Below are 24821 nucleotides of genomic sequence, written 5' to 3'. Positions count from 1 at the left end.
AAGGGGCATGCCTGTGTAGGCGGATGGGAGACATCATGAAAAAGAATCTCTTGACAATTATAATATTAGCAATTGGAATATTAAATATGGTACTTGCTGCTGTACTTGTATTTGCAGTAGTTCCGACAACCATGAGAACAAATGAACTGATATCTAAAGTGGCTACTTCTATTGACTTGGAGTTAGAAGGCACAGATGAAAAAAGTAAGGCAGTAGATATAAAGGATATTGAAGTATATCAATTTCCCACTGATTTAACAGTTAATCTAAAGAATACAACTGTTAACAGTACTACCTCTAATAATAGTACTACCTCTAATAATAGTACTACAGCTGTTAACAGTAAAAATCATTATGCGTTGGTTTCTGTGTCTTTATCTATTAACACGAAGGCTAAGGACTATAAGGCACTTCAGCCAAAGGTGGAGACCAATTTAAGTGTACTAAAAGAAATTGTTAGTGATCAAGTTAGAAGTTATACGATGCAGGAGATTAATACAGTTGAAACAAAAAGTAAATTGAAAGAAGATATTTTGTTAAAAATTCAGGAATACTTTGACTCTGATTTTATATTTAGCGTATCACTGAATATGGTAACAGAATAAAACAAAATGGTGATTTTATTCGAAATATGTGCTATTATAGTATTAAGTAATCACCCGGGAGGTAATGACAATGGGCGACGTCTTGTCTCAAAATGAGATTGACAATCTGCTTAAGGCGTTAAGCAGTGGTGAACTAGACGCGGACGAATTTAAGGGGAACGGCGAAAGAGCTGTTAAAAATTATGATTTTGCCAGACCATCAAAATTCTCAAAAGAGCACCTTAGAACTTTAGAGATAATATTTGAACATTATGGGAGATTGCTTTCTACGAATTTACCGGCTTACTTTAGAAAAAATGTACAAGTGGAGGTAATAAATTCTGAAGCAGTCGCATACTCAGAGTTTACAAATGCATTATCTAACCCAGTACTATTAGGTATAATAGATTTTTCACCTTTGGAAGGGAATATAATTATAGAGCTTGCTGACAATCTGGGTTATGCTATGGTTGACCGGATGTTAGGTGGCGGTGGTTCTCCCTTAGAAAAAGCAAGAGAATTTACTGAAATTGAGTTAATTATTATAGAACGAATTTTTAATGTATGTACAAATCTGCTCAGTGAGCCATGGAATAATGTGATTCAATTGGAACCCAGGCTTACAAGGATTGAGACAAATTCTCAATTTGCTCAGATTATAGCTCCTAGTGAGATGATTTCTATCGTTACTATGAACATAAAGATTGGTAATGTAGAAGGGATGATGAACGTCTGTTTGCCATATGCATGTTTGGAGAGTGTAGTAGATAAGTTAAATACGAAATATTGGTTCTCAACAATGCAAGTAAAAGATGATGACAGTTATCAGGAATTTATTGAAATGGCTATATCCAAAGCAAAAGTTCCGATTAAAGCAGTTCTTGGCAAAAGCGCAATTTCTGTCAATGACTTTTTAGGGCTGCAAATAGGAGATATTATCAAGTTAAATACAAAAACCGATGATGAATTAGATATTTACGTAGGTAACATAAATAAATTCAAGGCGTTACCAGGCGCATCTTCAGATACTTATGCAGTAAGAATTTCATCAATTATCAGAGAGGAGTAACAATTATGGATGGTATGTTATCTCAAGAAGAGATCAACGCGCTTCTAAGTGGGATAGGTTCTGACATAGATAGTGCAAACACAGCAAGCAATGAACTGGGGAACTTATCAGATGAAGAGAAGGATGCAATTGGTGAAGTTTCTAATATAAGCATGGGAACAGCAGCAACAACTTTGTCTTCCCTGGTTAATCAAAAAGTAGTTATTACAACTCCGGTTGTATCATATGCTACTTGGAATGATTTGGCAGATAATTACGACAGGCCCTGTGTATTTATTCAGATATATTACAAGGAAGGACTTGACGGTAATAATATTTTAATTTTAAAAGAAGCTGATGTAAAGATTATTACAGATTTAATGATGGGCGGAGACGGTACAAATGTATCAGGGGATTTGTCTGAATTACATTTAAGTGCTATTAGTGAAGCAATGAACCAGATGATGGGTTCCGCATCCACTTCCATTTCGTCTATGTTAGAGAAAAGAGTTGATATTAGTCCACCGTTATCAAAATTAGTAGATTTAAACGAGTCCATTGATGGTGCTGATATTGCTCCGTTTCTAAAAGAACAATTTGTTAAGGTATCTTTTAAGATGGAAATTGGAGATTTGGTTGACAGTGAATTAATGCAGTTGTATCCGTTTGATTTTGCCAGAGAATTATATAGCCAGTTTACAAAAGAACAACAGAATACAAAGGCAAATACAGCACCGGCAAAGGCGGAGCAGCAAAAAGCTGTTGAAACAGTTAACCCCAATGCAGGGCAGCAATCCCAAGCAATGCCGCAAGGTCAAATACCCTTTGCACCTCAAATGCAAGGATATCCAGGAGGAAATAATATGGTTCCACCAGTACAAGATGTTAATGTACAACCAGCATTTTTTCAACCTTTTACTATGCCACAGCAGTCAGTTGTTCAACCTGAAAATATTGGTCTCATTATGGACGTACCCTTAGAGGTCACAGTTGAACTGGGAAGAACAAGCAAATCCATTAAAGAAATTCTAGATTTTTCACCAGGCACAATCATTGAACTTAATAAATTGGCTGGAGAACCAATTGATGTATTGGTTAATGGTAAGTTTGTAGCAAAAGGCGAAGTAGTAGTTATTGAGGAGTCCTTTGGTATCAGGGTTACTGAAATTGTTAAATAACATCACTATTCCTTGAATGAAAAAGTGATTATATAATTAGCTCAATATAAATTAAACATGATAGGAGATAAAAATAATGGCTAAAAATATTTTAATATGTGATGACGCGGCATTTATGAGAATGATGATTAAGGATATCTTAAGCAAAAATGGTTACACCATTGTTGGTGAAGCAGAAAACGGTGTCAAAGCAGTAGAAAAATACAATGAAACAAAACCTGACTTAGTAATGATGGATATTACTATGCCTGAGATGGATGGTATTCAGGCGTTAAAGAAGATTAAAGCAACAGATCCTTCTGCAAATATTATTATGTGTTCAGCAATGGGACAACAGGCAATGGTTATTGAATCTATTCAATCAGGTGCTAAAGATTTTATTGTGAAACCATTCCAGGCTGATAGAGTTCTTGAGGCGGTAAAGAAAGCCGTTGGTTAATCTATTTGCTGCCTTTTAAGGGAGTTGCCATATGATTACATTATTGACAGCAACGTCAACTTGGGATAGCTTGCTTCAGTTGCTTGGGGTAAGCATTCTATTTGTGGGCATTCTTGCTATAACAGTTCTTACTACAAAATTTGTAGGGGGCGTTAAAATGGGAATGACGAAAAATAGTAACTTTAAAGTAATTGAGACATTTAAAGTTACCCAAAATAAATATCTGCAATTAGTTCAGATAGGAAAAAGGTATTTTGTCATAGCAGTTGGAAAAGATGAAATGAATGTTGTAGCTGAGTTACAGGAGAGTGATGTTACAATAATAAAAACTGATAAACAGCAGGGATATAATTTCAAGGAAATAATTCAAGCAGCTATGACAAAGTCAAAAGATAAAAATAAGGAAGATGATCAATCATAAGATCATTAGTAAAGGTTGGTATTCATGGGTACATTTATAAGAAGACACAGAAGAAACATGTTTGGGATCATAGGAGTCTTATTTGTAGTATGTACATTAACCTTTTTTTGTGCTACAACCGTATCTGCAACCGGTACAAATAATAATACCGGCACACAAGCAGCAACGGAAGGAAATACAACGTCAGATTCCAATGTAAGTGGTAATATCGGTCCATTTCAATTTAATCTGGATACTGGTTCTAAGGAGGGGGGGCTTGCACCAACTCTTCAGATGATGCTGGTATTGACATTAATTTCTCTGGCGCCGTCCATACTTATTATGGTAACGTCCTTTACACGGATTATCATTGTACTTCACTTTGTAAGGTCGGCACTTGGTACTCAGACAACACCTCCTAATCAGATATTAATTGGTCTGGCATTATTTTTAACTTTCTTTATTATGAATCCGGTTTTTAGCCAGATTAATACTGAGGCTGTGCAGCCATTATCCAGAGGAGAAATTACGCAGGAACAGGCATTTAAAGCAGGTGTTGCACCTATAAGAGAATTTATGCTGGATCAGTTAGATGGGCGACCCAATGACCTGCGACTGTTTATGGACATCGCAGAAATAGATACGGTAGAAAACCTGGATGAAATACCCACAACAGTTATAATACCGGCTTTTATTGTTAGTGAATTGCGGACTGCTTTTATTATAGGTTTTGTAATTTATATTCCGTTTATCATCATAGATATGGTAGTTGCATCAACGCTTATGTCTATGGGTATGATGATGCTCCCACCTACTACAATATCCATGCCATTTAAAATCCTGTTATTTATACTGGCTGATGGCTGGGGATTAATAATTGGTGAAGTGGTTAAGACCTTTTACTGATAGGATACAGGAATTCAGAAAGGGTATGGTAGTTAGATGAATGAAAATATAATTATTGATATTGCCAGACAGACATTATGGTTAATCATAAAAGTCTCTGCACCGTTACTAATCGTTTCCCTAATTGTAGGGCTTGTTGTAAGTATACTTCAGACAGTTACATCTATTCAGGAGCAGACCCTCACATTTGTTCCTAAACTCTTGGCGATATTTTTGGTTATTATGTTGCTGGGAAGCTGGATGATGACTGAAGTACGCGACTTTACTATAGAGTTAATTACAAATTTGGAGTATTATATTAATTCTGTATGACATTTTCAATTAACGGATTTGAAGTTTTTTTATTAATATTTGTGAGGATAACAACCTTTATTTATGCGGCACCATTCTTCAGTATTAAGAACGTTCCACGAAAAGTGAAGGTTGGATTTTCTTTATTTTTGGCGATTATTGTATTTCAGGTGATACCGGCTGAAATATCCTATGATGGAGTTATCGGTTTTGCTGCGCTTATAATAAAAGAAGCCATGGTTGGTTTTATAGTTGGTTTTTTTGCCAATGTCAGTTATTATATTTTAAATTTTGCCGGGCAAATGATTGACATGGAGATAGGTTTTTCCATGGTAAATCAATTGGATCCTGTATCCAATATACAGACCACCATTACCGGAAATTACTATTCTTATATCGTAATGCTGATTATGTTGGCTACGAATTTACATCATTACATTATCCGTGCCTTGGTGGATACCTACAAGGTAATACCGGTAGGGAAAGCTGTTATAAATCCCAATATGCATGTATTAATGATAAATTTTATGAAAGAATATTTTATCATCGGTTTTCGCATTGTACTACCTGTTTTTGCTGGAATACTTATTGTAAATGCAATACTTGCAATATTAGCTAAGATAGCACCTCAGCTTAATATGTTTGTTATCGGGTTACAGCTTAAAGTTATGGTTGGTCTATTTATTTTATTTCTCTTAGTATTATTTACTCCAAATGTATCACGTTTTATATCAGATCAGATAATGGAAATGATAAAGGCCTCCATAAAAGCACTATCTTAGACAGGCTACAAACTTACCTGGAGGTATATCACCTATGGAAAGGCTACTAAAATACGAGTTGCAATTTTTTGCAGAAGGCTCCGGTGGAGAGAAAACAGAGGAGCCTACTGCAAAAAAATTAACGGATGCTAGGCAAGAAGGGCAGGTTGCAAAAAGTACAGATTTGGTTACGGCAGCAGCATTGTTTACATTATTCGTAACCTTAAAAGTATTTGTAGGGACAATAGGAAAAGGATTTCTCGGTGCCTTTTATGAGTTTTATAATAATATTGAAAAAATAGCCGGAGAAGAATTCAATATTAATACCTCACGGGCACTCATGCAAGAAGGATTACTTTCAATATTAAAGATATTAATACCCGTATTAATAGCATCATTTTTTACAGTGGTAGCGATTAACTTGTTCCAGGTAAAATGGAAGCCAACTGCTAAGCCGTTACAACCTAAATTTAGCAAGTTCAATCCAATTTCTGGGATGAAGAAGATTTTTTCTAAAGATAAAGTTGTAGATTTATTCAAAGAACTTATTAAAATAGGAGCAATATTGACTATTGCTTATAATACTTTAAAGAATCAAAGTGCTATGTTGTTAAAGCTTTATGACATGGAACTGATGCAGGCAATTATATTTATTGGTAATATCGTAATTGGACTGGGGATAAATATCAGTATTGTATTTTTAATTCTAGGCTTGGCTGATTATTTATACCAGAAGTTTAAATTTAAAAAAGATATGAGGATGACGAAGCAGGAAATAAAGGATGAGTACAAACAATCGGAAGGTGATCCTCAAATAAAAGGCAAGATAAAAGCAAAAATGAGAGAGGTCTCTCAACGCAGAATGATGCAAAGTCTGCCGGAAGCAGATGTGGTTATAACAAACCCGACACATTTTGCGGCGGCTATAAAATATGACAGAGAAAAGTCAGACGCACCCATTCTTTTAGCGAAAGGTGCAGATTATCTGGCTCAGAAAATTAAGGAGGCAGCGAGGGAGAATAAGATTCATATTGTTGAAAACAAGCCTCTTGCCAGAATGTTATATTATAATGTTGAAATTGGAAATGAAATACCGCCTGAACTTTATCAGATGACTGCTGAGGTTTTGGCTTACGTATATAATTTAAATAAATAAAAAAGATGTAGGTAGTTTAGGGGGCAATTCTAATGAAAAAAACTGACTTGGCCGTGGGCCTGTATTTATTGGCAGCAATTATGTTTTTGATTGTGCCGATTCCGTCCTTATTATTGGATATTATGTTAGCGATGAATATAGCCATAGCATTAATTGTTTTATTTAATTCGTTATTCTCAAGAGAAGTTTTAAATATGGCATCTTTTCCCACAATATTGTTATTTACAACAATATTTCGTGTTTCGTTGAATGTGTCCTCTACTAAACTGATTATTACCACAGGTGAACCAGGGAATGTTGTCGAAACCTTTGGTAACTTTGTGGGTGCAGGTGATCCCATTGTAGGAATTATCGTATTCATTATATTACTTCTGGTGCAATTTTTAGTTATCAATAAAGGCTCTGAGCGTGTAGCAGAGGTAACTGCCAGATTCACTCTGGATGCTATGCCTGGTAAGCAGATGGCCATTGATGCGGATTTGAATACGGGTGCAATAACAGATGCCCAGGCAAGAGAAAGACGGGAGAAAATACAGGAAGAATCTACTTTTTTTGGTTCTATGGACGGTGCTACAAAGTACGTAAAAGGAGATGCCATTGCGGGTCTTATTATTACCTTGATTAATTTTGCTGGCGGAATGGCTATGGGAGTGCTTCGACAGGGCATGGGAATGGCAGAAGCCTTTGAAAAGTTTAGCATATTAACCATTGGGGATGGTCTTGTAAGTCAGATTCCAGCTCTTCTCATTTCTTTATCCACCGGAATTCTTGTTACGAAGGTTTCTAAGGATACGGATACAGGCGATTTACTCTTAAAGCAGTTGTTTTCCATACCGAAAGTTATGTATATGGTAGGAGGCAGCTTAATATTCTTAGGGATAGCTACCCCTTTGAATGATTTAGTATTTTGCGCGTATGGTGTAGTTTTTATCATATGCGGCAGAGCGATTGCCAGCAAGATGGAAGTGGAGGCTATCGAAGAGATGGCGACCATGGAGGAATCTTCTGGTGACGAAATCAGAAAACCTGAGAATGTTGTCTCATTATTACAGGTAGACCCAATTGAGCTTGAGTTTGGTTATGGTATTATACCATTAGCTGATTTTAACCAGGGCGGTGATTTACTCGACCGAGTTGTACTAATCCGAAGACAGGTTGCCTTGGAATTAGGATGTGTTGTGCCGATAATACGTCTTAGAGATAATATACAGTTAAACCCGAACCAGTATGTTATTAAGATAAAAGGAGTACCGGTCAGTGAAGGAGAGATACTTTTTGACCATTATATGGCAATGAATCCGGGCTATGTAGAAGAAGAAATTACAGGTATACCAACCTTTGAACCTTCTTTCCACCTTCCGGCAATTTGGATTACGGAAAGCCAGAGAGAAAGAGCGGAGTCAGTGGGGTATACGGTAGTAGATCCGCCTTCCATTATTGCCACTCATTTAACTGAAATTATTAGAGGCCATATACATGAGCTTCTTACAAGGCAGGATGTTCAAAATCTTATTAATAATGTTCAGGAAGCAAATGGAACACTTATTACAGAACTAGTACCTAAGCTGTTAGGAGTCGGAGAAATACAAAAGGTATTGCAGAATCTGCTTAAAGAAGGAATTTCAATCAGGGATTTAATTACTATTTTTGAAACCTTGGCAGATTATGCGTCAACAACCAGAGATACCGATGTGCTTACAGAATATGTACGACAGAGTTTAAAAAGAGCAATATCTAACAAGTATTTTCCTGTTAGTGAAACAACGAGTGTTGTAACCTTAGATCCAAAAATCGAACAAGAGATAATGGGTTCTGTAAAGCAGACAGAACAGGGAGCTTATCTGGCTCTTGATCCGGAAAAGACAAAAGGGATTATGCAATCTGTAGAGGAAGAAGTGCAGAAGCTTGAGAACATCGGAAAAAGCCCAATCGTTATAACTTCTCCTATTGTCAGAATGTATTTTAAGAAGCTGACTCAGGATTATTTTAAAGATTTAATTGTGATTTCTTACAATGAAATAGAATCCAATGTTGAATTACAGTCGGTAGGGATGGTGACAGTTTAGTGATTATTAAGAAATTTCAGGCAGGTACAGAAACAGAGGCAATATTATTAGCAAAAGATGAATTGGGAAAAGATGCGATTGTAATGAACATAAAAACTATTTCGCCCAGAGGAGTGTACCGTTTATTTCGCAAGCCGGTTGTGGAAGTTACGGCTGCCATTGACGAGGCAGGAATTTTAGCAGCTGAAAAAAAAGAAACTCTAAAAGTAGAGAAGATTGCTCCTAAATTTAATCCTAACTTGATTTATGATAATAGTGAAGTGATTTCGGCACTGAATATTTCAGCAGCTGTGAATACTGAGACTAGAGAAGATACTTCTGCTATTGAAAAAAAATTAAATAATTTACAAGAATTATTAGAAACACAGCTAAGGGAAAAGCAGACAAATAAAAGGGAGCTGGTAAAGGTACTTGAACCAAAGAGTGAAGAGGAAGAAAAAAAATCCTCCTATATGCAGTTAGTGTATAATCAATTGGTTAAAAATGAAGTTGATGAGATTTTTGTCAATCAAATAATTGGTGAGATAGAAAACAAATTTAAGAAAGATACCGCCGTTGACAATATACTATCTAACGTATATCAAAAAATTGTACTTAAGCTTGGTCAACCAAAGACAATAGAAGTGATAGAAGGAAAAACTAAATTTGTTTTTTTTATCGGACCAACTGGTGTTGGAAAGACTACTACCATAGCTAAAATCGCATCTGATTTAAAAATAAATAAAAAGGCCAAAATCGCTATGTTAACATCGGATACATATCGTATTGCAGCAGTAGAACAGTTAAGAACCTATGCCAATATTCTTAGTGTACCGATGAAGGTAATCTATACAGAAGAAGAAATAATAGAAGCGAAAAAGGAATTAAACGATTATGATATCGTTCTTGTTGATACGGCAGGTCGTTCTCATAAAAACAGAGAACAAAGAGATGACCTCGAAAAATTGATTCATACAGTAGAAGAGGAAGAAAGAGAAATATATTTGGTTCTTAGTGCTACAACAAAATATAAGGATTTGACCCGAATAACCGAATGTTATTCTGAAATAACGAATTACCGATTGATATTTACAAAATTAGATGAAACAATTTCTGTAGGTAATATACTAAATATAAAGATGTTAACCAGTGCTGATTTATCCTATGCAGCTTATGGACAAAACGTTCCAGACGATATTTCAAAAATTGATACGCAGGAAACCGCCAAGAAGCTTTTAGGAGGCAATGATTAATGGACCAGGCTGAACAATTAAGAAACATTATAAAAAGACAGAACCAGCCGGATGGTATGTCACGAGTTATTACAGTAACAAGTGGCAAAGGTGGTGTGGGAAAATCAAATGTATCAGTAAATCTTGCCATTAACTTAAGCAGACAGGGTAAACGAGTTGTTATTCTAGATGCTGATTTTGGACTGGCTAATGTTGAAGTAATGCTTGGCATTCGTCCAAAGTATAATATGGCTGATTTAATGTTTCGAGGTAGGGAGCTGCAAGATATTATTACAAAGGGACCTGAAAATATCGGATTTATATCTGGGGGTTCTGGTATACAGGAGCTTACGAATGTAACAAAAAGTCAGATAACATATCTAACCCAAAAGCTTTATGAACTAGATTCTCTTGCAGACATTATTATTATAGATACTGGTGCGGGCATTACGGATAGTGTGTTAGAATTTGTAACCGCCAGTTCAGAAGTATTATTGGTGGCAACCCCAGAGCCTACTTCTATAACAGATGCTTATGCACTACTAAAAATATTAAACCGGAAACTGGAATTTTCCTCTAATCAGACAGCGATAAAGATGCTTGCTAACAGGGTAGATTCAAAGGAAGCAGGAAAGCAGCTATATACCAAGCTAAATCTGGTTGTTGAAAGATTTCTGACTATAAAAATGGAGTTTTTAGGTAGTATACCACAGGACTCAAATGTAACAAGAGCTGTTATGCAACAAAAGCCGTATTCCATACTTTATCCCAATGCCCCTTCTTCCAGGGCAGTCTATGAAATAGCAAATATATTATGTGATAATGTTTCTGAAAAGACACAGCCCTCTGTTGGCATTGCAGGGCTTTTCTCAAATTTACTACGTATAAAATCTAAAAGATAGTGGGGTGAAGATACATATGATGAAAGACTTAATTGAGATTGGTGATAAACTGGAATTGAAAAAGATAAGAGTAAATTCAAAAGAAATGGAACATGAGAAGATCTATAAAAGCCAGGTTTTAGATTTCAAAGAAGACGAGACTGCAGTAATTCTTATGCCAATGGACAAAGGAAGAATAATCCCTCTTTCTATTGGCGATAAGTATGGTCTGCGGTTTTTTACAAAAAAGGGACTGTATCAATGTAGGGGCGTGATCACCAATCGATTACAGGTCAATAATATCTTCATTCTAACTGTGCAATGCATATCTGATTTAGAAAAGTTTCAACGGAGGCAATTTTATCGTTTGGAATGTATTTTAGATATAGAGTATTATGTTGTATCTGATATGGAAGTCTCTATTACCACCAAACTAAAAGATAGTAATTACAAGGATGAGGTGGGAAAGCAGCAACTAATAAAAGCTTTAGAAGTTTGTAAAAGGGAATGGGAAACAGGTACAATATTAGACATAAGCGGTGGTGGTGCCAGATTTGTCTCTAACCGGTCTTATGATTACGGAGATATAATTAAACTACAAATCAATTTTTCAAATGAGATAGAATTGAAAAATTGTGTTTTAGATGCGGTAATTATTACATCTGAAAAGATGATTCATAGACAGGGGTTTTATGAGAATCGTATTCAATTTAAAGAACTTCAGAAAAATGAACGGGAAGCTATTATCAAGTATATTTTTGAAGAAGAACGTCGTCGTAGAAGTAAAGAAAAAAAATAATTCTACAGTAATGTGTGACGTGCAGGAAAAGGATTCAAATTTATACAGTGGTAAATCCCTTTGATGTAAGACAGGAGAAATATCCAAAAAAGTTATGGAGGGCGAAATATGCAGAAAAAAGTTTTGATAGTTGATGACTCTGCACTCATGAGAAGGGTGCTCTCTGATATAATAAACTTAGATTCTAGGTTTCAAGTATGTAAACTAGCAACGAATGGATTAGAAGCATTTCAGTTGTTAGCCCAGGAACGTGAAGTTTATGATGCAATTATTTTGGATATCAACATGCCAAAGATGAATGGCCTTGAGTTATTAGAAGAGTTGGAAAAACATAATGTAAAAGCCAATATCATCATTGTAAGTACGGTTGCCAAGGAAGGCACAAAAGAGACTATTCGGGCATTAGAACTTGGTGCTTTTGATTTTGTTACGAAACCGGACAGTTTTTTTGAAGTAAAGAGTGATAATTTTAAGAATAAAATTATTGATTGTCTTGTTATGGCAACAAAACTTTATGAAGCTCCGGCAAAAGAGATGTTTCTGCAAGACGTGGCTGGTTATAGAAAGAACCGGACTATGTCAACAGAACAGACGCTACATCGACCAGAGATTATATCTCTACAGCCGGATATGCGACCAGTACATACTAGTGAATTTAAACCTGCTTTTAAAAGAGGTGGTAAGAAATTAGTCGCAATTGCCTGTTCTACTGGAGGTCCTAAAGCTCTGCAACAGGTTATTCCTAAATTAACGCAGTCGTTAGGGTGCAGTGTCTTAATCGTTCAGCATATGCCGGAAGGTTTTACCGCCTCCTTAGCAAATCGGCTCAATGAAATGAGCAAGCTAGAGGTGAAAGAAGCAAACGACAGAGAAGTTATAAAGTCGGGAACAGCTTATATTGCAAAAGGTGGTAGCCAGATGCGCCTTGTTCAGACAGAAAATGGGCAGCAATTATCAGTTACACTGGAGTCTGCCAGAAATGGATTAAAACCGTGTGCTGATATCTTATTTGAATCTTTAATGCATTCAGATTTTTCAGAAATTACCTGTGTAGTTTTAACAGGTATGGGCGGCGATGGAACCTACGGAATCAAACAATTAAAAGAGAAAAAAAATATCTATGTAATAGCACAGGATGAAGCAACTAGTACGGTTTACGGAATGCCTAAAGTAGTTGCTGAAGCGGGGCTGGTCAACGAGATTCTTCCGCTAGATCAGATTGCCGGTGCCATATTAAAGAATCTGGGGGTACAGTAAGATGGATGTAAGTCAATATCTTGAGATTTTTATTGATGAAACGAAAGAACATTTACAAAGCTTAAACCAGCAGTTGCTGGTTTTAGAGACAGAACCTGAAAATACAGAAACTATTAATGAAATATTTAGAGCGGCTCATTCTTTAAAAGGAATGGCAGGTACTATGGGCTATAAGAGAATGCAGAGACTGACTCATGATATGGAAAATGTATTTTCAGAAATAAGAAACGGGAAAATGGGTGTTACTGCTGACTTAGTAGATGTACTATTCAAAGGTTTAGATGCGTTAGAAGCCTATTTGAGTAATATTCAAGAAAGTGCTGATGAAGGAACAGAGGATTATGAGGACATCATTAAACAACTTAATACAATTTTAAACATTGGATTAGGAAAAGAAACCAAGGAAGTTCCTAAAGCTGCTGTGGTTTCTGCAGAAGCTGTCGTTGAAAGTAATTCGGATACCGTATTAAGATATAAGAATTTAGTAATCGCTGATTATGAAAAAAAAGCCATTAATAAGGCTGATGAAATTGGAATGAATGCCTTTGGTATTACAGTGTACATTCAAGAATCCTGTATATTAAAAGCAGCCAGGGCGTTTCTTGTTTTTAAAGCTTTAGAGAGCTTAGGGGATGTAATCAAGTCCCAGCCCGAGGTTCAGGATATTGAAGATGAAAAATTTGATTTTGATTTCAGTGTAATTCTGTTAACTAAGGTTAGTATAGAAAAAATACAAAGTTCTGTTCTTAACGTGTCTGAGGTAAAGGATGTTGTTATTGAAAAGATTGAAGCTGATTACAGCGAAGCAGTAGAAGCTATTCAAGATAATCATCAGGTGGCTGCTGAGGTAAAGGAAAAGAGTAATACCGTGGCAGCAAAGGCTCCGGTACAGCAAGCAGGCACAGCTGCAAAACAGCAGCCGGCAAAACCAGTGGTAAACCGCTCTGTACGTGTTGATATTGAAAAACTGGATGTTCTAATGAATCTGGTGAGTGAGTTAATAATAGCAAAGAACGGATTAGTGTCCATTAGCAGCAGTGATAAGAATTCCTCAAATGGCTCAGGATTTAATGAACAAATTGAATATCTGGAACGTGTTACAACCAATCTTCATGAGTCAGTAATGAAAGTACGAATGGTGCCGATTGAAAGTGTAGTAAACCGCTTCCCTCGTATGATACGTGACTTATCCAAAAAGTTGGATAAGAAGATGGAATTATATATGACTGGTGAAGAAACAGAATTAGATAGAACAGTAATTGACGAGATTGGTGACCCGTTGATGCATTTGCTTCGTAATGCCGCAGACCATGGTCTGGAAAGCAACGAAGAACGAATGAATCAAGGAAAACCAGCAGTTGGATCCATCTATTTGGATGCGTATCAGGATGGTAACAATGTAGTTATTGAAGTTCGTGATGACGGTGCTGGTATTAATGTAGAAAAAGTTAAAAAGAAGGCCATCGATAAGGGCACTATAACACAGGAACAGGCTGAATTAATGTCTGATAAGGAAATAATTGATCTTTTATTCAGACCGAGCTTTTCTACGGCAGAAGTTATATCGGATGTATCCGGGCGAGGTGTTGGTCTTGATGTTGTTAAGACTAAGATTGAAGCATTGGGCGGTGATATCGAAGCCAGAACAAAACTTGGAGGGGGTAGTAATTTTATTATCCGCTTACCATTAACCTTAGCTATTATACAGGCGTTGATGGTTGAGTTGGGAACTGAAAAGTATGCAATTCCATTAGGCAGTATCCAGACCATTGAAGATGTTCAAAGCTCAGAAATCAAATATGTACACTCGAAAGAAGTAATTAACTTAAGAGGTACGGTAATACCCCTTATCCGACTGGATAAAATGCTTGATGTTCCTGAAACAGATAAACAGCAGGACAACCTTACAGTTGTTATCGTCTCCAAAGGTGACAGATTAGCTGGTATTATAGTTGATAACCTGATTGGACAACAGGAAATCGTTATTAAGTCCATTGGAAAGTACATTAACAATAATAAAATTATCGGCGGTGCAACCATTTTAGGTGATGGTGAAGTGGCCCTGATACTTGATGTAAATACTTTGGTTTAAGGGGGGACTGGCATGGATGGAAATATGATTGATTCAAAACAATACATAGTTGTAAAAATAGGAATTGAGCAATATGGAATCGACATCAAATATGTTGATAATATTGTCAGAATGCAAAGAATAACAAGAGTACCGAAGGCACAGTCATATTTTAAAGGTGTTATAAATTTAAGGGGTGAAATTATACCTGTTATGAGCATGCGCTTAAAATTTGACTTAGAGGAAGAAGAAGCAACAGGAGCAACAAGAATTATTATAATTAAGTTAGAGCCTCAATCTGCGGTTGGAATTATTGTAGATGAGGTTAAGGAAGTCGTTACTTTAGACGATACAATGGTTGAGAAAGTAAGTAACAGTGCTGTAGAAGATAAGAACGGATATATTAGTGGAATCGGCAAACACAAGGAGGGCTTAATATCCTTGTTAAATATTGCCGGAGTTATTGTTGAAAAAGAAACAGTTTAAGGAGTGCTGCCAGTGTCAAACATAAACTTAGACAATATAGATAGTATGCAGGTTGATGTTTTAAAAGAAATTGGAAATATAGGTGCTGGGAATGCAACAACGGCGTTATCAACTATGGTTAATGGTAAAGTAGATATGAATGTTCCTAAAGTTGCATTACTGGAATTTAAAGACTTGCCGGATACTGTAGGTGGAGCAGAGAATATTGTAGTAGGCATACTGATAACCTTAGAAGGTGAAATTAATGGTATGATGATGTTTATGATGGAGCAAAAATCAGCATACCGGCTTGTTAACATACTTTTGGGTAAACCGCCGGAAGACGAAAGTTTTACAGAAATGGAGTTATCAGCTTTAAAAGAAATCGGTAATATTATTGCCGGTGCGTATCTATCTTCCCTATCCACCTTAACAGGTATTCGGATAGATGCCAGCGTTCCTTATATGTCAATTGATATGGCTGGTGCCATTTTAAGTGTACCGGCAATTGAATTTGGAAAAGTTGGTGATAAGGCATTGATAATTGAAACACAGTTTAGCAAAGATGACTCTGATGTAAACGGATATTTTATCCTCATACCTTCTTTAGAATCATATGGTGTTATTCTATCCTCATTAGGATTATAGGTGGGTATATGGGAAAATTAATAAAAGTAGGGATGGCTGACTTAAACGTTTGTACCACGCCGGATGCCTTAACTACGTTAGGATTAGGTTCTTGTGTAGGAATTGTTTTATATGATTCCTTAAAAAAAACAGCCGGGATGGTACATGTAATGCTGCCGGACAGCACCAAGATAAAAAATAATGAAAATACTGCTAAGTTTGCAGATACGGGTATTGATGCACTGATTGACAAAATGGTGTCAATCGGTGCAAGCAAAAGCCGGCTAATAGCCAAAATTGCCGGTGGCGCGCAGATGTTCGCCTTTAGTTCTAACAATGATATGCTGCGAATTGGTGAACGGAACACGGAAGCAAGTAAATTAAAATTGAAATCCTTAGGGATACGTATTATTGCAGAAGATACAGGACTAGATTATGGTAGAACCATTGAATTTTATCCGGAGACAGGTGAACTGCATGTAAAATCAGTCGGAAAACCTTTAAAGGTCATGTGATTTAGTTTTTATCTTTTGAGAAATCAAAAGAAAAGGATGATGAATATGAGGGAGAGATACATTGCACCTGCCATTATGCTCATTGCCGGAGCAATAACCAGTATTCTAAATATTGTAAATGGCGTAAAGGCATTAGATGGACTTAAGGCTCTACTAATTGTATTAATAATATTTTATATAATTGGCAAAATAGTAACAGTGATTATAAGGAAAGCAACGGCTGTACCTGGAGTACCAACAGAAACTGTACAAACTCCAACGGAGGAAGAAGAACTTACTACTGAAGAAGAAATCTCTCAAAAGGGAGATTCAACGATTGGAGAAAGAAAAACCGAGGATTCATCAGAGATATAACAGCAGTAAACAATGAATCAGAAGGAGCACTATAAATGAATGCGGAATGCAGGGCAAAGCTTTGGGAAGAATACAGTAAAACAAAAACAACCGAAGGACGCGAAAAAATCATAATTGAATATGCGAGCTTAGTTAAGATCGTGGCAGGGCGCCTAAGCATGTATTTGGGATATAATGTGGAATATGATGATTTGGTAGGTTATGGTATATTCGGGCTCATTGACGCTGTTGATAAATTTGACTATGCCAAAGGTGTAAAATTTGAAACCTATGCAAGCTTTCGTATCCGTGGTGCCATTTTAGATGAAATCCGTAAAATGGATTGGATTCCCAGAACCTTAAGGCAAAAACAAAGAAAATTAGATGCGGCCATTCACAAAATTGAGACAGAATACGGCAGGGTTGCTACTGATGAAGAGGTTGCTAAAGAGTTAGATATTACGTTAGAAGAATTTGAAACCTGGCAAAGTCAGACAAAGGTTTCAAATCTACTATCCTTGGACGAATATATGGAACAGGGAAGCGAAGCAAAGATGGAGTCTAATTTAAGCTCCGAATTTGAAACACCTGACCGAATTATTGAGAAACAGGAATTAAAGGAAATTTTAGCCAAAACTTTAGAAACACTGACGGAAAAAGAAAAAAAGGTTATTATACTTTATTATTATGAAGATTTAACACTAAAAGAAATCAGTTCTATATTAGAAGTTTCTGAATCGAGAATTTCCCAACTTCATACTAAGGCATTACAAAAGATGAAATTAAAGCTCGGAAACAATATCGAACTATTAATGAGAATTTGATGAAGGGGAGACTTATGGATAACAAAAACGGATATTTTAAACTGGAGATTAAGGAAGATGGTACTTACATAAAGTTAATACCTCCTGTAGGTACAGGCAAGGCAGTTGATTATAATGATGTAAATAACTATCTTGCAGACAGAAAAATCTATGATTATGATGTGAATGCATTGGGGCGTGCATTACTAGTATCAAAAGATAAGGCAGTTGAAGTTAAACTGACATCTGCCAAATTAGCGACAGAAGATGAAACCGTAAATATAACGATTACTCCTGACAAAATGGTTGCCTACGGAAGATTCTATCCATCTTCAAACGGTGGTAAGGAACTTACCATGAGTGATATCGTAGGCAGTTTGGCAGTTGCTGGAGTCCGCTATGGTGTTATCCAGGAGAATGTAGAAGGTTTCATAAGGAATAAAAAATATAATGAAGATATAATACTTGCTAAGGGAGTTAAACCTCTGGAAGGAAAAGATGCAGTAATTGTCTATAATTTTAATACAGATAACACGCTGAAGCCGAAACAGAATGAAGATGGAACCGTTGATTTTCATAAGCTGGATATGATAAGTTCCATCAGTAAAGGTGATGTACTGGCAACATTAAGCCCTGCAATTCCCGGTAAATCGGGCATGGATGTCTGTGGTGGTGTATTAACTCCTAAAAAAGTAATACAAAAAATCTTAAAACATGGCAAAGATATTTACTTATCCGATGATGGTTTAACTATGTTTGCAAATGTCAGCGGACATGCAACAGTAACAGATGGGAAGGTTTTCGTCTCTAACACATATGATGTACTTGCAGATGTAGATTCCTCTACTGGAGATATAGAGTATGAAGGCAATGTAAATGTGAAAGGGAATGTACTAACTGGTTATTCAATCCGGGCAAAGGGTGATATTATTGTAAATGGCGTGGTTGAAGGTGCATCTCTGGTTGCGGGAGGGCAGATTATCTTAAAGCGTGGTATGCAGGGAATGAGCAAAGGTACCATGGAGGCAGGCAGTAATATCATCACTAAATTTATTGAAAACGCAGTTGTAAAAGCAGGTGGCTACATTACAACAGAAGCTATTCTCCATTGTAAAGTCATGGCTAAAGGGGATGTTACGGTTGGAGGAAAGAAAGGTTTTATAACCGGTGGTGCCATACAGTCAGGAACTATGATAACAGCTAAGACCGCAGGATCTACCATGGGAACTCAAACGATTTTGGAGGTTGGTATTGATCCAGGTATAGTTGATGAATTTCGTGGGCTTGAGAAGAAAATCGCCAGTCTTGAGAATGACTTGGACAAGCTGCTGCCCATTATGGATACCTATAAGAAAAAAATAAGTTCCGGGGAAGTACTCTCTCAGGAAAGGCTAGATTATATTCGGATGGCTACAAAAAATTGCATTACTTTAAGAGCAGAAATAAAAGAACTTACAAAAAAATATGAGCAGTTACGTGCTGAAATTGGAAGCTCCGACAGTGGTAGTATTCGTATAGAAAATGTTGCATATCCGGGTGTTAAAATAATAATATCCAATGTAAATTACTTTGTAAAAACAGAAGTCCATTATACCAGGTTTATCCGTGATAAAGCGGATATTAAGGTTGTACCATTATAAAAGGAGGTAGCTTCCATGCCCATAACGAGGATTGATATTGCAACTATGGCTCCCAAAACACAAGAAGTCACTTTACATAAGCAGCAGGAGAATCAAAAACCCTTGCATGATCAAATGCAGATTCATCAGCAATTTAACGGTGAAATCAAGCACAATAGTCAAATGACAGTTAAAACAATCAAAAGTGATAATAAGGAATATCGTTATGATGCGAAGGAAAAGGGAAATTCCTCTTATACAGGTTCTAATGGTAGTAAGAAAAAGAAAAAAGATAAACAGGATAAAACAGAAGCAGTAAGACCAGGCTCCATAGACATTAAGATATAGCAGGAGAGACAAGATCATGACACCTATAGTAATATTTTTAATACTGATGGGAATTGCAGTAATTATTATAAGCTGCTTTCTGGTAGATAAATCGAATCATAGCAACGAAGTATATGAAGCTTTGGTAAGCCAAAGGGAGTTAAGTTTAACAGAAATACAAGATATTAAGAAAAAAATAAATGTTTTATTACAGGAAGCTTCAGAAGAGGCTGTAATAAAGGTTGACGATAAATTGAGTCAGATATCAAATGAAAAAATAATTGCCGTTAATGATTTTTCAAATCAATTATTAGAAAAAATCAGTCAAAACCATGAAGAAGTGGTATTTTTATATAATATGCTGAATGAAAAAGAAACGGAACTTAAGAATATAATGAAGGATATTGAGCGTGTTAATGCGACAGATTCATCGGTAAAAGACAATACTTTCAATAAGCAGGCTGTAAATGAGATACAAAAGATTGTACCTGATAAGAAAAATATAGAAGATAAACAGAATAAAAAGCCTATAATTACTGAAAAAAATAATGAAGATTTAACCACTAACCACAATCAAAAAATACTAGAAATGTATTCACAGGGTTTTTCTATCGTTGACATCTCAAAAACTTTAGAACTAGGACAAGGAGAAGTAAAGCTTGTTATTGATTTGTATAAGGATAGTGTGAAATAGAATGCAATTTCACACCCTGATATGTAGCAGTGCTGAATCTTCAAACAGAAGCGGCATGCGATGGGAGCTAGTGTGAAATAACTTTTATAAAGGTATGGTTGAAAGAAAATAAACTAGAAAGGAAAGCCGCGTGTTTCTTTTTTCAACTGGATTATTTGTGGCAGTAGCGCAATTTTAAGAAATTTGCTATGCAATGGGAATAATAATGAAATTAAAGTACTATTTAAGGGGTATAGGTGTTGGTATATTATTTTCAACTCTTATTTTAACAGTGGCTAACCAGTCTCCATCTAAGAAGACACTATCAGATGAAGAAATAATAAACCGTGCAAAGGAATTGGGAATGGTAGAAAAAACAGATAAACTTACCGGTTTATTATCAACTCCAACACCTACCGTCTGGCAGCAGGATACCTCTGGGCAAGAGCCTGACAAGGAGCCTATAACTGATGAAAAGTCAGTAGATAATTTAAACGCGGAAAAGCTTGCGGATGAAAAGGAAGCAGCAGATAATGCTGTAATCCCATCTGTAACAGTAGAAATAACCCAGATTCCTGCTCCGACAGAAGAAGCTCCATTGGACACAGAGCAAGAAGATGTTTTTTCAGTTCAAAAAGTTAGAGTCGAAATCAAGAGCGGAATGACATCAGAAGGTGTTGCTAAATTATTGATGGAAAAGGGAGTTATCGAGGATGCTGAGGGGTTTAATCAATATTTGAAACAAAATGATTATACAAGAGATATCAAAATTGGAAATTATGAAATAGAGATGCTTTCATCATATAAAGATATAGCAGATAAGATTATCTTTAAATAATAGAATTTACGATACTAATTTAATATGGATAAGCTTGGTCTGTTGTAAAATACATTGTTAGATATAAGGATGTTTACAGCAGGCCCTTTTTTTAAAAATTTATGGTAGATACAAACAAAGTGGGTGGGCCAATGAAAAAGAAGTACAAATATTTACTTATTATAGCTATCTTTATAAGCTGTATGAGTTTAAATGCCTGTAGTCTGACAATAGACCAGGAGAAATTAGAAGCACTAAAAATAATAAAGCAAGCTGAGGAATATAACAAGGAGGGATTGAAGTTACATAATCAGGAAGAGTATATAAAATCAATCGAATGCTTTCATAAATCCCTTGAATTAGCGAACCAGTTAGAAACATTATACCTAGAGACCGTTAAAAAAGAAAATAAAGCGGATGAACTCAGGGATAATGCATGGAATAACCTGGCAATGGCTTATCATTCGTTATATGATTACGACGCTAGTCTTGAGTATATTGAGAAGGCATTAAGTATACAGCCGAATACGGAAAATGAATATGTTAATAAAGGAAATGCGCTAAGTGGGCTTTACCGCTATGAAGAGGCCTTGGAATGTTATGACAAAGCTCTAGAAATTAATCCTAGAACAGGGTATGCCATATATGGAAAAGGGATTGTAAACTATGATATGGGGCTTTATGAGGAAGCTCTTAAGTTATTTTTAAAGTATAATGAAATGGCAAGAGATACAGATGCTTTACTATATATAGTAAAATGTGAAAGAAATATGGGTAATGATGAGAAGGCTTTAGAGTATCTGGAAGATATAACCATTAGTAACAAAACAGAGTTTGATTTGCTTAAGGAAAAAGGAGAACTGCTAACAGTTTTAAGAGGTTATGAGGAAGCCAGAGGTTTTTATAAAGAATTACTTATGCAGTATCCCGATGATATAGAAGTCAAACATATGATAGGAGAATTTTATTATAATTCTGAAAAATATAAGGAGGCATTAGATTATTTTACTGAGCTAAGGGAAGAAAATCCGGATATTGATGTGTTAGACAGCTGGATAATTTATTCTTATGAGGCTTTAGAAGGTATAGAAGGAGCTTTGGAATATTATAAAGAAAGAGTAGATAATGGGACTGCAACCTATGAATTATATAACGCCGTAGGAAACTTATATGTAAATCAATACTTGTATATGGAGTCCATACCATACTTTGAAAAGGCAATAAAAAGCGCACCTGAAAACAAAGATGGATATTTGAATATTCAATATGCGCTCCTATATGGTAAAAGGTATAATCAGTGTATTAAGTACGGAAAACTTGCGGAAGAAAAATTGGATCCTAATTACAGTATATACTGGTATATTGGGGAAAGCTATTATAATCTTCATGATTATGAACAAGCAATTGCTTATTATAAAAGGGCAATGGAACTATATCCAGAGGATGAGTACATATTATCTAATATCGCCTATGCCTACTTAAAGATGGAAGATTTCGAGAATGCCGGTAAATATGCAAAACAGTGCCTTGAGCAGAACCCTTCAAACAGTACAGCTTTATATGTACAAGAATCCATGGCAGAACGAAAGGAACCGGTCGGGGAACGGGTAAAGGAATTTATTTTAGAAAATTATCTTTATCTGGAGGATAAGGAGGGTCTGGCGGAAAAAATAGAAGAACTGTTTTGTAAAGAAGATATGACAAATGAAGAAATTGCAAAAGCTGTAGATGATATGAAGTTAGAAGATGACCAGTTTACCTTTGTACTTTATGATGATTTCTATGATTACGTAAGTTACATTGAACAGATTGAGTACAAAGAGGAAAAAGGACAGTTTTACCTTAGGATACCTGGATTTTATGAAAATACAGATAATACGGTTATAGATATATTAGATGCAATAAAACATCCGGAGAAAAAGGACTTAATCATTGACTTAAGAGATAATTCCGGTGGACTTACGGATACTGCAAATAATATTTTAGATGTTTTATTGCCGGAATACGTAACCAGTACTTTAATAAGCAGGGATGGATATACTTATAATTATTATTCCGATGAATCCAGAATAACTTTTAAGCATATATATTTGCTGGTAAACGAAAATACTGCAAGTGCAGCGGAACTTCTGACCTTGGGCTTGAGAACCTACTTAAACAATGTGACAGTAATTGGAAGAGATACCTTTGGAAAGGGTGTCGGTCAATATGTTTATGAGGATCTGGAACGTAAACTGATGATTTATGTAGTAAGTCATTATTGGAATGTAAGGCAGCAAAATATAATGGAAAATAAGATAAAGCCGGATGTATATATAAAATCCGATAAGCTACAAGACTACTTAAAAGTAATTGGTGAGATAGCAGAATAAATATCTTATATAATACTAGGAAGCTGTTACAATTTTTTGCAGCAGCTTCTTTTTAAGTAAAAAACTGAGAAGCTTTTATGAAGTGGTTTTCTACAAGTGAGGATACTAAGCAAAGCATATTATATTAATACAAAAAATCTCGAAAATCTAAAATAAGACTTCCGAGATAGCATTTTACAATGCGGATGGAGGGACTCGAACCCTCACGAGGTCACCCCCGGCAGATTTTGAGTCTGCTGCGTCTGCCATTCCGCCACATCCGCTTGAACCAGCGAAGATTATTCTAACACAATTATAATCAGAATGCAAGTAGAAAAATGAAAATAAATGCAAATATTTATCCGAAATATATCCAATTTTATATTCCAACATGGTTTTCCAAAGAAATAGAAAAGATTAGTTGAAACATTTCTGAAAAAAGGGTAAAATGAATAATTAACGGATACAATAAAGGTAAGCTGTGGGGTAAGCAAGGTACGGAAAACGAAAGGCATGTGGTAATATGAATTGTATTGATGTTCAACGGCTGATAATGCCGTTTATAAATGATGAATTATCAAACGGCCAGTTAGAAGAGTTTATTCATCATATCCGTAATTGCCCCAACTGTATGGAGGAATTGGAAGTTTATTATGTTTTACTTGCCGGTATGAAGCAACTAGACGATGATAAGGAGCTTTCCAATGACTTTCATCAGGATTTTATGGATTTAATAAGGCTGTCGGAGGAAAGAATTATACACCAAAAATTCTTACATATCAGAAAGCGTATTGTTTTAATCATACTGATTTCTCTAGTAGCAGTAGCCTCAAGCTTACGATTGGGAGAATTTGTGGTAGAGGATGTTTTAAACGCTGGACCAAAGAAAAGTGTATATATGACAGAAAGCTTGTTCATTGTAGAGGAATTGGGAGACCTTTCAGAAGATTCTAAAAACTATGGTAAAGAGAATCTGTCCGGTATTATGCTTGACAATCTGCCAGAGATTTATGCATATCTAAAGCAGAGGGATACAGAGGGAGCAATCCTAATGAAAGAAGCCTTTGGGGACAGGATATGGGACGAATATAAAGCACCGAGAGGTATTGGCAGACGATACCGGATACCGAACTGGATAACCGGTGTATATTAGTGGGTGCAAGTGATATTGGGGATTACTTTGTCTAGAATAAGGAAGTAAGCAAAATAATCAAAATAAATATAAGAACTGTAGCAATTGCCT

Annotated in this window: 26 protein-coding genes and 1 tRNA gene; 26 read left to right on the top strand and 1 reads right to left on the bottom strand. The window is 35.9% G+C overall.

Annotation, left to right across the window (positions count from 1 at the left end; translation table 11 throughout):
* The first annotated feature begins 35 nt into the window (after positions 1-35).
* The 25 genes from acsn021_RS14055 to acsn021_RS13935 all read left to right on the top strand — a co-directional run bounded on the left by acsn021_RS14055 (position 36) and on the right by acsn021_RS13935 (position 23599).
* Complete coding sequence (locus acsn021_RS14055; RefSeq protein WP_184093903.1) at positions 36-605, top strand: flagellar basal body-associated FliL family protein; 570 nt, start codon at positions 36-38, stop codon at positions 603-605.
* A gap of 70 nt (positions 606-675) precedes the next feature.
* The gene (gene fliM / locus acsn021_RS14050) at positions 676-1653 is read left to right on the top strand and encodes a flagellar motor switch protein FliM (protein WP_184093901.1); all 978 of its coding nucleotides are present in this window, start codon (positions 676-678) and stop codon (positions 1651-1653) included.
* A gap of 5 nt (positions 1654-1658) precedes the next feature.
* Complete coding sequence (gene fliY / locus acsn021_RS14045) at positions 1659-2810, top strand: flagellar motor switch phosphatase FliY (protein WP_184093899.1); 1152 nt, start codon at positions 1659-1661, stop codon at positions 2808-2810.
* 76 nt (positions 2811-2886) lie between these two features.
* Complete coding sequence (locus acsn021_RS14040; RefSeq protein ID WP_184093897.1) at positions 2887-3249, top strand: response regulator; 363 nt, start codon at positions 2887-2889, stop codon at positions 3247-3249.
* Positions 3250-3280: 31 nt separating this feature from the next.
* Complete coding sequence (locus acsn021_RS14035; protein ID WP_184093895.1) at positions 3281-3670, top strand: flagellar biosynthetic protein FliO; 390 nt, start codon at positions 3281-3283, stop codon at positions 3668-3670.
* A gap of 24 nt (positions 3671-3694) precedes the next feature.
* Positions 3695-4555 carry a flagellar type III secretion system pore protein FliP gene (gene fliP / locus acsn021_RS14030; protein WP_243167925.1) on the top strand — a complete coding sequence of 287 codons (861 nt, stop codon included), beginning with the start codon at positions 3695-3697 and terminating at the stop codon, positions 4553-4555.
* Positions 4556-4591: 36 nt separating this feature from the next.
* Positions 4592-4867: a flagellar biosynthesis protein FliQ gene (fliQ, locus tag acsn021_RS14025; protein WP_184093893.1), complete on the top strand. Its 276-nt coding sequence runs from the start codon at positions 4592-4594 to the stop codon at positions 4865-4867.
* The gene (fliR, locus tag acsn021_RS14020) at positions 4864-5628 is read left to right on the top strand and encodes a flagellar biosynthetic protein FliR (RefSeq protein ID WP_184093891.1); all 765 of its coding nucleotides are present in this window, start codon (positions 4864-4866) and stop codon (positions 5626-5628) included. Before fliQ ends, fliR begins: the two co-directional genes overlap by 4 nt.
* A gap of 34 nt (positions 5629-5662) precedes the next feature.
* Positions 5663-6763, top strand: a complete 1101-nt coding sequence (gene flhB / locus acsn021_RS14015) for a flagellar biosynthesis protein FlhB (RefSeq protein WP_184093889.1) — start codon at positions 5663-5665, stop codon at positions 6761-6763.
* 32 nt (positions 6764-6795) lie between these two features.
* Complete coding sequence (flhA, locus tag acsn021_RS14010) at positions 6796-8829, top strand: flagellar biosynthesis protein FlhA (RefSeq protein ID WP_184093887.1); 2034 nt, start codon at positions 6796-6798, stop codon at positions 8827-8829.
* Positions 8829-10061, top strand: a complete 1233-nt coding sequence (flhF, locus tag acsn021_RS14005; RefSeq protein ID WP_184093885.1) for a flagellar biosynthesis protein FlhF — start codon at positions 8829-8831, stop codon at positions 10059-10061. Before flhA ends, flhF begins: the two co-directional genes overlap by 1 nt.
* Positions 10061-10942 carry a MinD/ParA family protein gene (locus tag acsn021_RS14000; RefSeq protein WP_184093883.1) on the top strand — a complete coding sequence of 294 codons (882 nt, stop codon included), beginning with the start codon at positions 10061-10063 and terminating at the stop codon, positions 10940-10942. Before flhF ends, acsn021_RS14000 begins: the two co-directional genes overlap by 1 nt.
* 16 nt (positions 10943-10958) lie before the next feature.
* A complete protein-coding gene (locus acsn021_RS13995) occupies positions 10959-11720 on the top strand; it encodes a flagellar brake protein (protein WP_184093881.1) in 762 nt (253 codons plus the stop codon).
* 108 nt (positions 11721-11828) lie between these two features.
* The gene (gene cheB / locus acsn021_RS13990; protein ID WP_184093880.1) at positions 11829-12977 is read left to right on the top strand and encodes a chemotaxis-specific protein-glutamate methyltransferase CheB; all 1149 of its coding nucleotides are present in this window, start codon (positions 11829-11831) and stop codon (positions 12975-12977) included.
* Position 12978: 1 nt separating this feature from the next.
* Positions 12979-15069 (top strand): chemotaxis protein CheA, encoded by a 2091-nt coding sequence (locus acsn021_RS13985; protein ID WP_184093879.1) that lies wholly within the window; start codon positions 12979-12981, stop codon positions 15067-15069.
* Between the two features lie 12 nt (positions 15070-15081).
* Positions 15082-15534, top strand: a complete 453-nt coding sequence (locus tag acsn021_RS13980) for a chemotaxis protein CheW (protein WP_184093878.1) — start codon at positions 15082-15084, stop codon at positions 15532-15534.
* 12 nt (positions 15535-15546) lie between these two features.
* Positions 15547-16161, top strand: coding sequence for a chemotaxis protein CheC (locus tag acsn021_RS13975; RefSeq protein ID WP_184093877.1), 615 nt, complete (start codon positions 15547-15549; stop codon positions 16159-16161).
* A gap of 8 nt (positions 16162-16169) precedes the next feature.
* Positions 16170-16655 (top strand): chemotaxis protein CheD, encoded by a 486-nt coding sequence (locus tag acsn021_RS13970; protein ID WP_184093876.1) that lies wholly within the window; start codon positions 16170-16172, stop codon positions 16653-16655.
* Between the two features lie 45 nt (positions 16656-16700).
* Positions 16701-17009 carry a hypothetical protein gene (locus tag acsn021_RS13965; protein ID WP_184093875.1) on the top strand — a complete coding sequence of 103 codons (309 nt, stop codon included), beginning with the start codon at positions 16701-16703 and terminating at the stop codon, positions 17007-17009.
* Between the two features lie 35 nt (positions 17010-17044).
* A complete protein-coding gene (locus acsn021_RS13960; protein ID WP_184093874.1) occupies positions 17045-17812 on the top strand; it encodes a FliA/WhiG family RNA polymerase sigma factor in 768 nt (255 codons plus the stop codon).
* 14 nt (positions 17813-17826) lie between these two features.
* Positions 17827-19431: a DUF342 domain-containing protein gene (locus acsn021_RS13955; protein WP_184093873.1), complete on the top strand. Its 1605-nt coding sequence runs from the start codon at positions 17827-17829 to the stop codon at positions 19429-19431.
* A 15-nt stretch (positions 19432-19446) separates the two neighbouring features.
* Positions 19447-19758, top strand: a complete 312-nt coding sequence (locus acsn021_RS13950; RefSeq protein ID WP_184093872.1) for a hypothetical protein — start codon at positions 19447-19449, stop codon at positions 19756-19758.
* A gap of 16 nt (positions 19759-19774) precedes the next feature.
* Entirely contained in the window at positions 19775-20431 is a 657-nt protein-coding gene (locus acsn021_RS13945) for a DUF6115 domain-containing protein (protein WP_184093871.1), read from the top strand.
* Positions 20432-20636: 205 nt separating this feature from the next.
* Entirely contained in the window at positions 20637-21248 is a 612-nt protein-coding gene (locus acsn021_RS13940) for an endolytic transglycosylase MltG (RefSeq protein WP_184093870.1), read from the top strand.
* Positions 21249-21379: 131 nt separating this feature from the next.
* The gene (locus acsn021_RS13935) at positions 21380-23599 is read left to right on the top strand and encodes a tetratricopeptide repeat protein (protein WP_184093869.1); all 2220 of its coding nucleotides are present in this window, start codon (positions 21380-21382) and stop codon (positions 23597-23599) included.
* A gap of 180 nt (positions 23600-23779) precedes the next feature.
* Here acsn021_RS13935 and acsn021_RS13930 read toward each other — a convergent pair.
* Positions 23780-23862, bottom strand: a tRNA-Leu gene (locus acsn021_RS13930).
* A 239-nt stretch (positions 23863-24101) separates the two neighbouring features.
* Between acsn021_RS13930 and acsn021_RS13925 the strand changes: the two genes are divergently transcribed.
* Positions 24102-24731 carry an anti-sigma factor family protein gene (locus acsn021_RS13925; RefSeq protein WP_184093868.1) on the top strand — a complete coding sequence of 210 codons (630 nt, stop codon included), beginning with the start codon at positions 24102-24104 and terminating at the stop codon, positions 24729-24731.
* Positions 24732-24821: the final 90 nt, after the last annotated feature.

Origin of the sequence: Anaerocolumna cellulosilytica (genome assembly GCF_014218335.1) — a bacterium.
Classification (GTDB): Bacteria; Bacillota; Clostridia; order Lachnospirales; family Lachnospiraceae; genus Anaerocolumna; species Anaerocolumna cellulosilytica.
The sequence above is the reverse complement of the archived record's forward strand: the minus strand, read 5'-3'. Positions and strand labels throughout refer to the sequence as shown.

Bases quoted from the DNA above. Each gene is read 5' to 3' on its own strand.
- acsn021_RS14055 (WP_184093903.1), top strand. From the start codon at position 36: ATGAAAAAGAATCTCTTGACAATTATAATATTAGCAATTGGAATATTA.
- fliM (WP_184093901.1), top strand. From the start codon at position 676: ATGGGCGACGTCTTGTCTCAAAATGAGATTGACAATCTGCTTAAGGCG.
- fliY (WP_184093899.1), top strand. From the start codon at position 1,659: ATGGATGGTATGTTATCTCAAGAAGAGATCAACGCGCTTCTAAGTGGG.
- acsn021_RS14040 (WP_184093897.1), top strand. From the start codon at position 2,887: ATGGCTAAAAATATTTTAATATGTGATGACGCGGCATTTATGAGAATG.
- acsn021_RS14035 (WP_184093895.1), top strand. From the start codon at position 3,281: ATGATTACATTATTGACAGCAACGTCAACTTGGGATAGCTTGCTTCAG.
- fliP (WP_243167925.1), top strand. From the start codon at position 3,695: ATGGGTACATTTATAAGAAGACACAGAAGAAACATGTTTGGGATCATA.
- fliQ (WP_184093893.1), top strand. From the start codon at position 4,592: ATGAATGAAAATATAATTATTGATATTGCCAGACAGACATTATGGTTA.
- fliR (WP_184093891.1), top strand. From the start codon at position 4,864: ATGACATTTTCAATTAACGGATTTGAAGTTTTTTTATTAATATTTGTG.
- flhB (WP_184093889.1), top strand. From the start codon at position 5,663: ATGGAAAGGCTACTAAAATACGAGTTGCAATTTTTTGCAGAAGGCTCC.
- flhA (WP_184093887.1), top strand. From the start codon at position 6,796: ATGAAAAAAACTGACTTGGCCGTGGGCCTGTATTTATTGGCAGCAATT.
- acsn021_RS14000 (WP_184093883.1), top strand. From the start codon at position 10,061: ATGGACCAGGCTGAACAATTAAGAAACATTATAAAAAGACAGAACCAG.
- acsn021_RS13995 (WP_184093881.1), top strand. From the start codon at position 10,959: ATGATGAAAGACTTAATTGAGATTGGTGATAAACTGGAATTGAAAAAG.
- cheB (WP_184093880.1), top strand. From the start codon at position 11,829: ATGCAGAAAAAAGTTTTGATAGTTGATGACTCTGCACTCATGAGAAGG.
- acsn021_RS13985 (WP_184093879.1), top strand. From the start codon at position 12,979: ATGGATGTAAGTCAATATCTTGAGATTTTTATTGATGAAACGAAAGAA.
- acsn021_RS13980 (WP_184093878.1), top strand. From the start codon at position 15,082: ATGGATGGAAATATGATTGATTCAAAACAATACATAGTTGTAAAAATA.
- acsn021_RS13970 (WP_184093876.1), top strand. From the start codon at position 16,170: ATGGGAAAATTAATAAAAGTAGGGATGGCTGACTTAAACGTTTGTACC.
- acsn021_RS13965 (WP_184093875.1), top strand. From the start codon at position 16,701: ATGAGGGAGAGATACATTGCACCTGCCATTATGCTCATTGCCGGAGCA.
- acsn021_RS13960 (WP_184093874.1), top strand. From the start codon at position 17,045: ATGAATGCGGAATGCAGGGCAAAGCTTTGGGAAGAATACAGTAAAACA.
- acsn021_RS13955 (WP_184093873.1), top strand. From the start codon at position 17,827: ATGGATAACAAAAACGGATATTTTAAACTGGAGATTAAGGAAGATGGT.
- acsn021_RS13950 (WP_184093872.1), top strand. From the start codon at position 19,447: ATGCCCATAACGAGGATTGATATTGCAACTATGGCTCCCAAAACACAA.
- acsn021_RS13945 (WP_184093871.1), top strand. From the start codon at position 19,775: ATGACACCTATAGTAATATTTTTAATACTGATGGGAATTGCAGTAATT.
- acsn021_RS13940 (WP_184093870.1), top strand. From the start codon at position 20,637: ATGAAATTAAAGTACTATTTAAGGGGTATAGGTGTTGGTATATTATTT.
- acsn021_RS13935 (WP_184093869.1), top strand. From the start codon at position 21,380: ATGAAAAAGAAGTACAAATATTTACTTATTATAGCTATCTTTATAAGC.
- acsn021_RS13925 (WP_184093868.1), top strand. From the start codon at position 24,102: ATGAATTGTATTGATGTTCAACGGCTGATAATGCCGTTTATAAATGAT.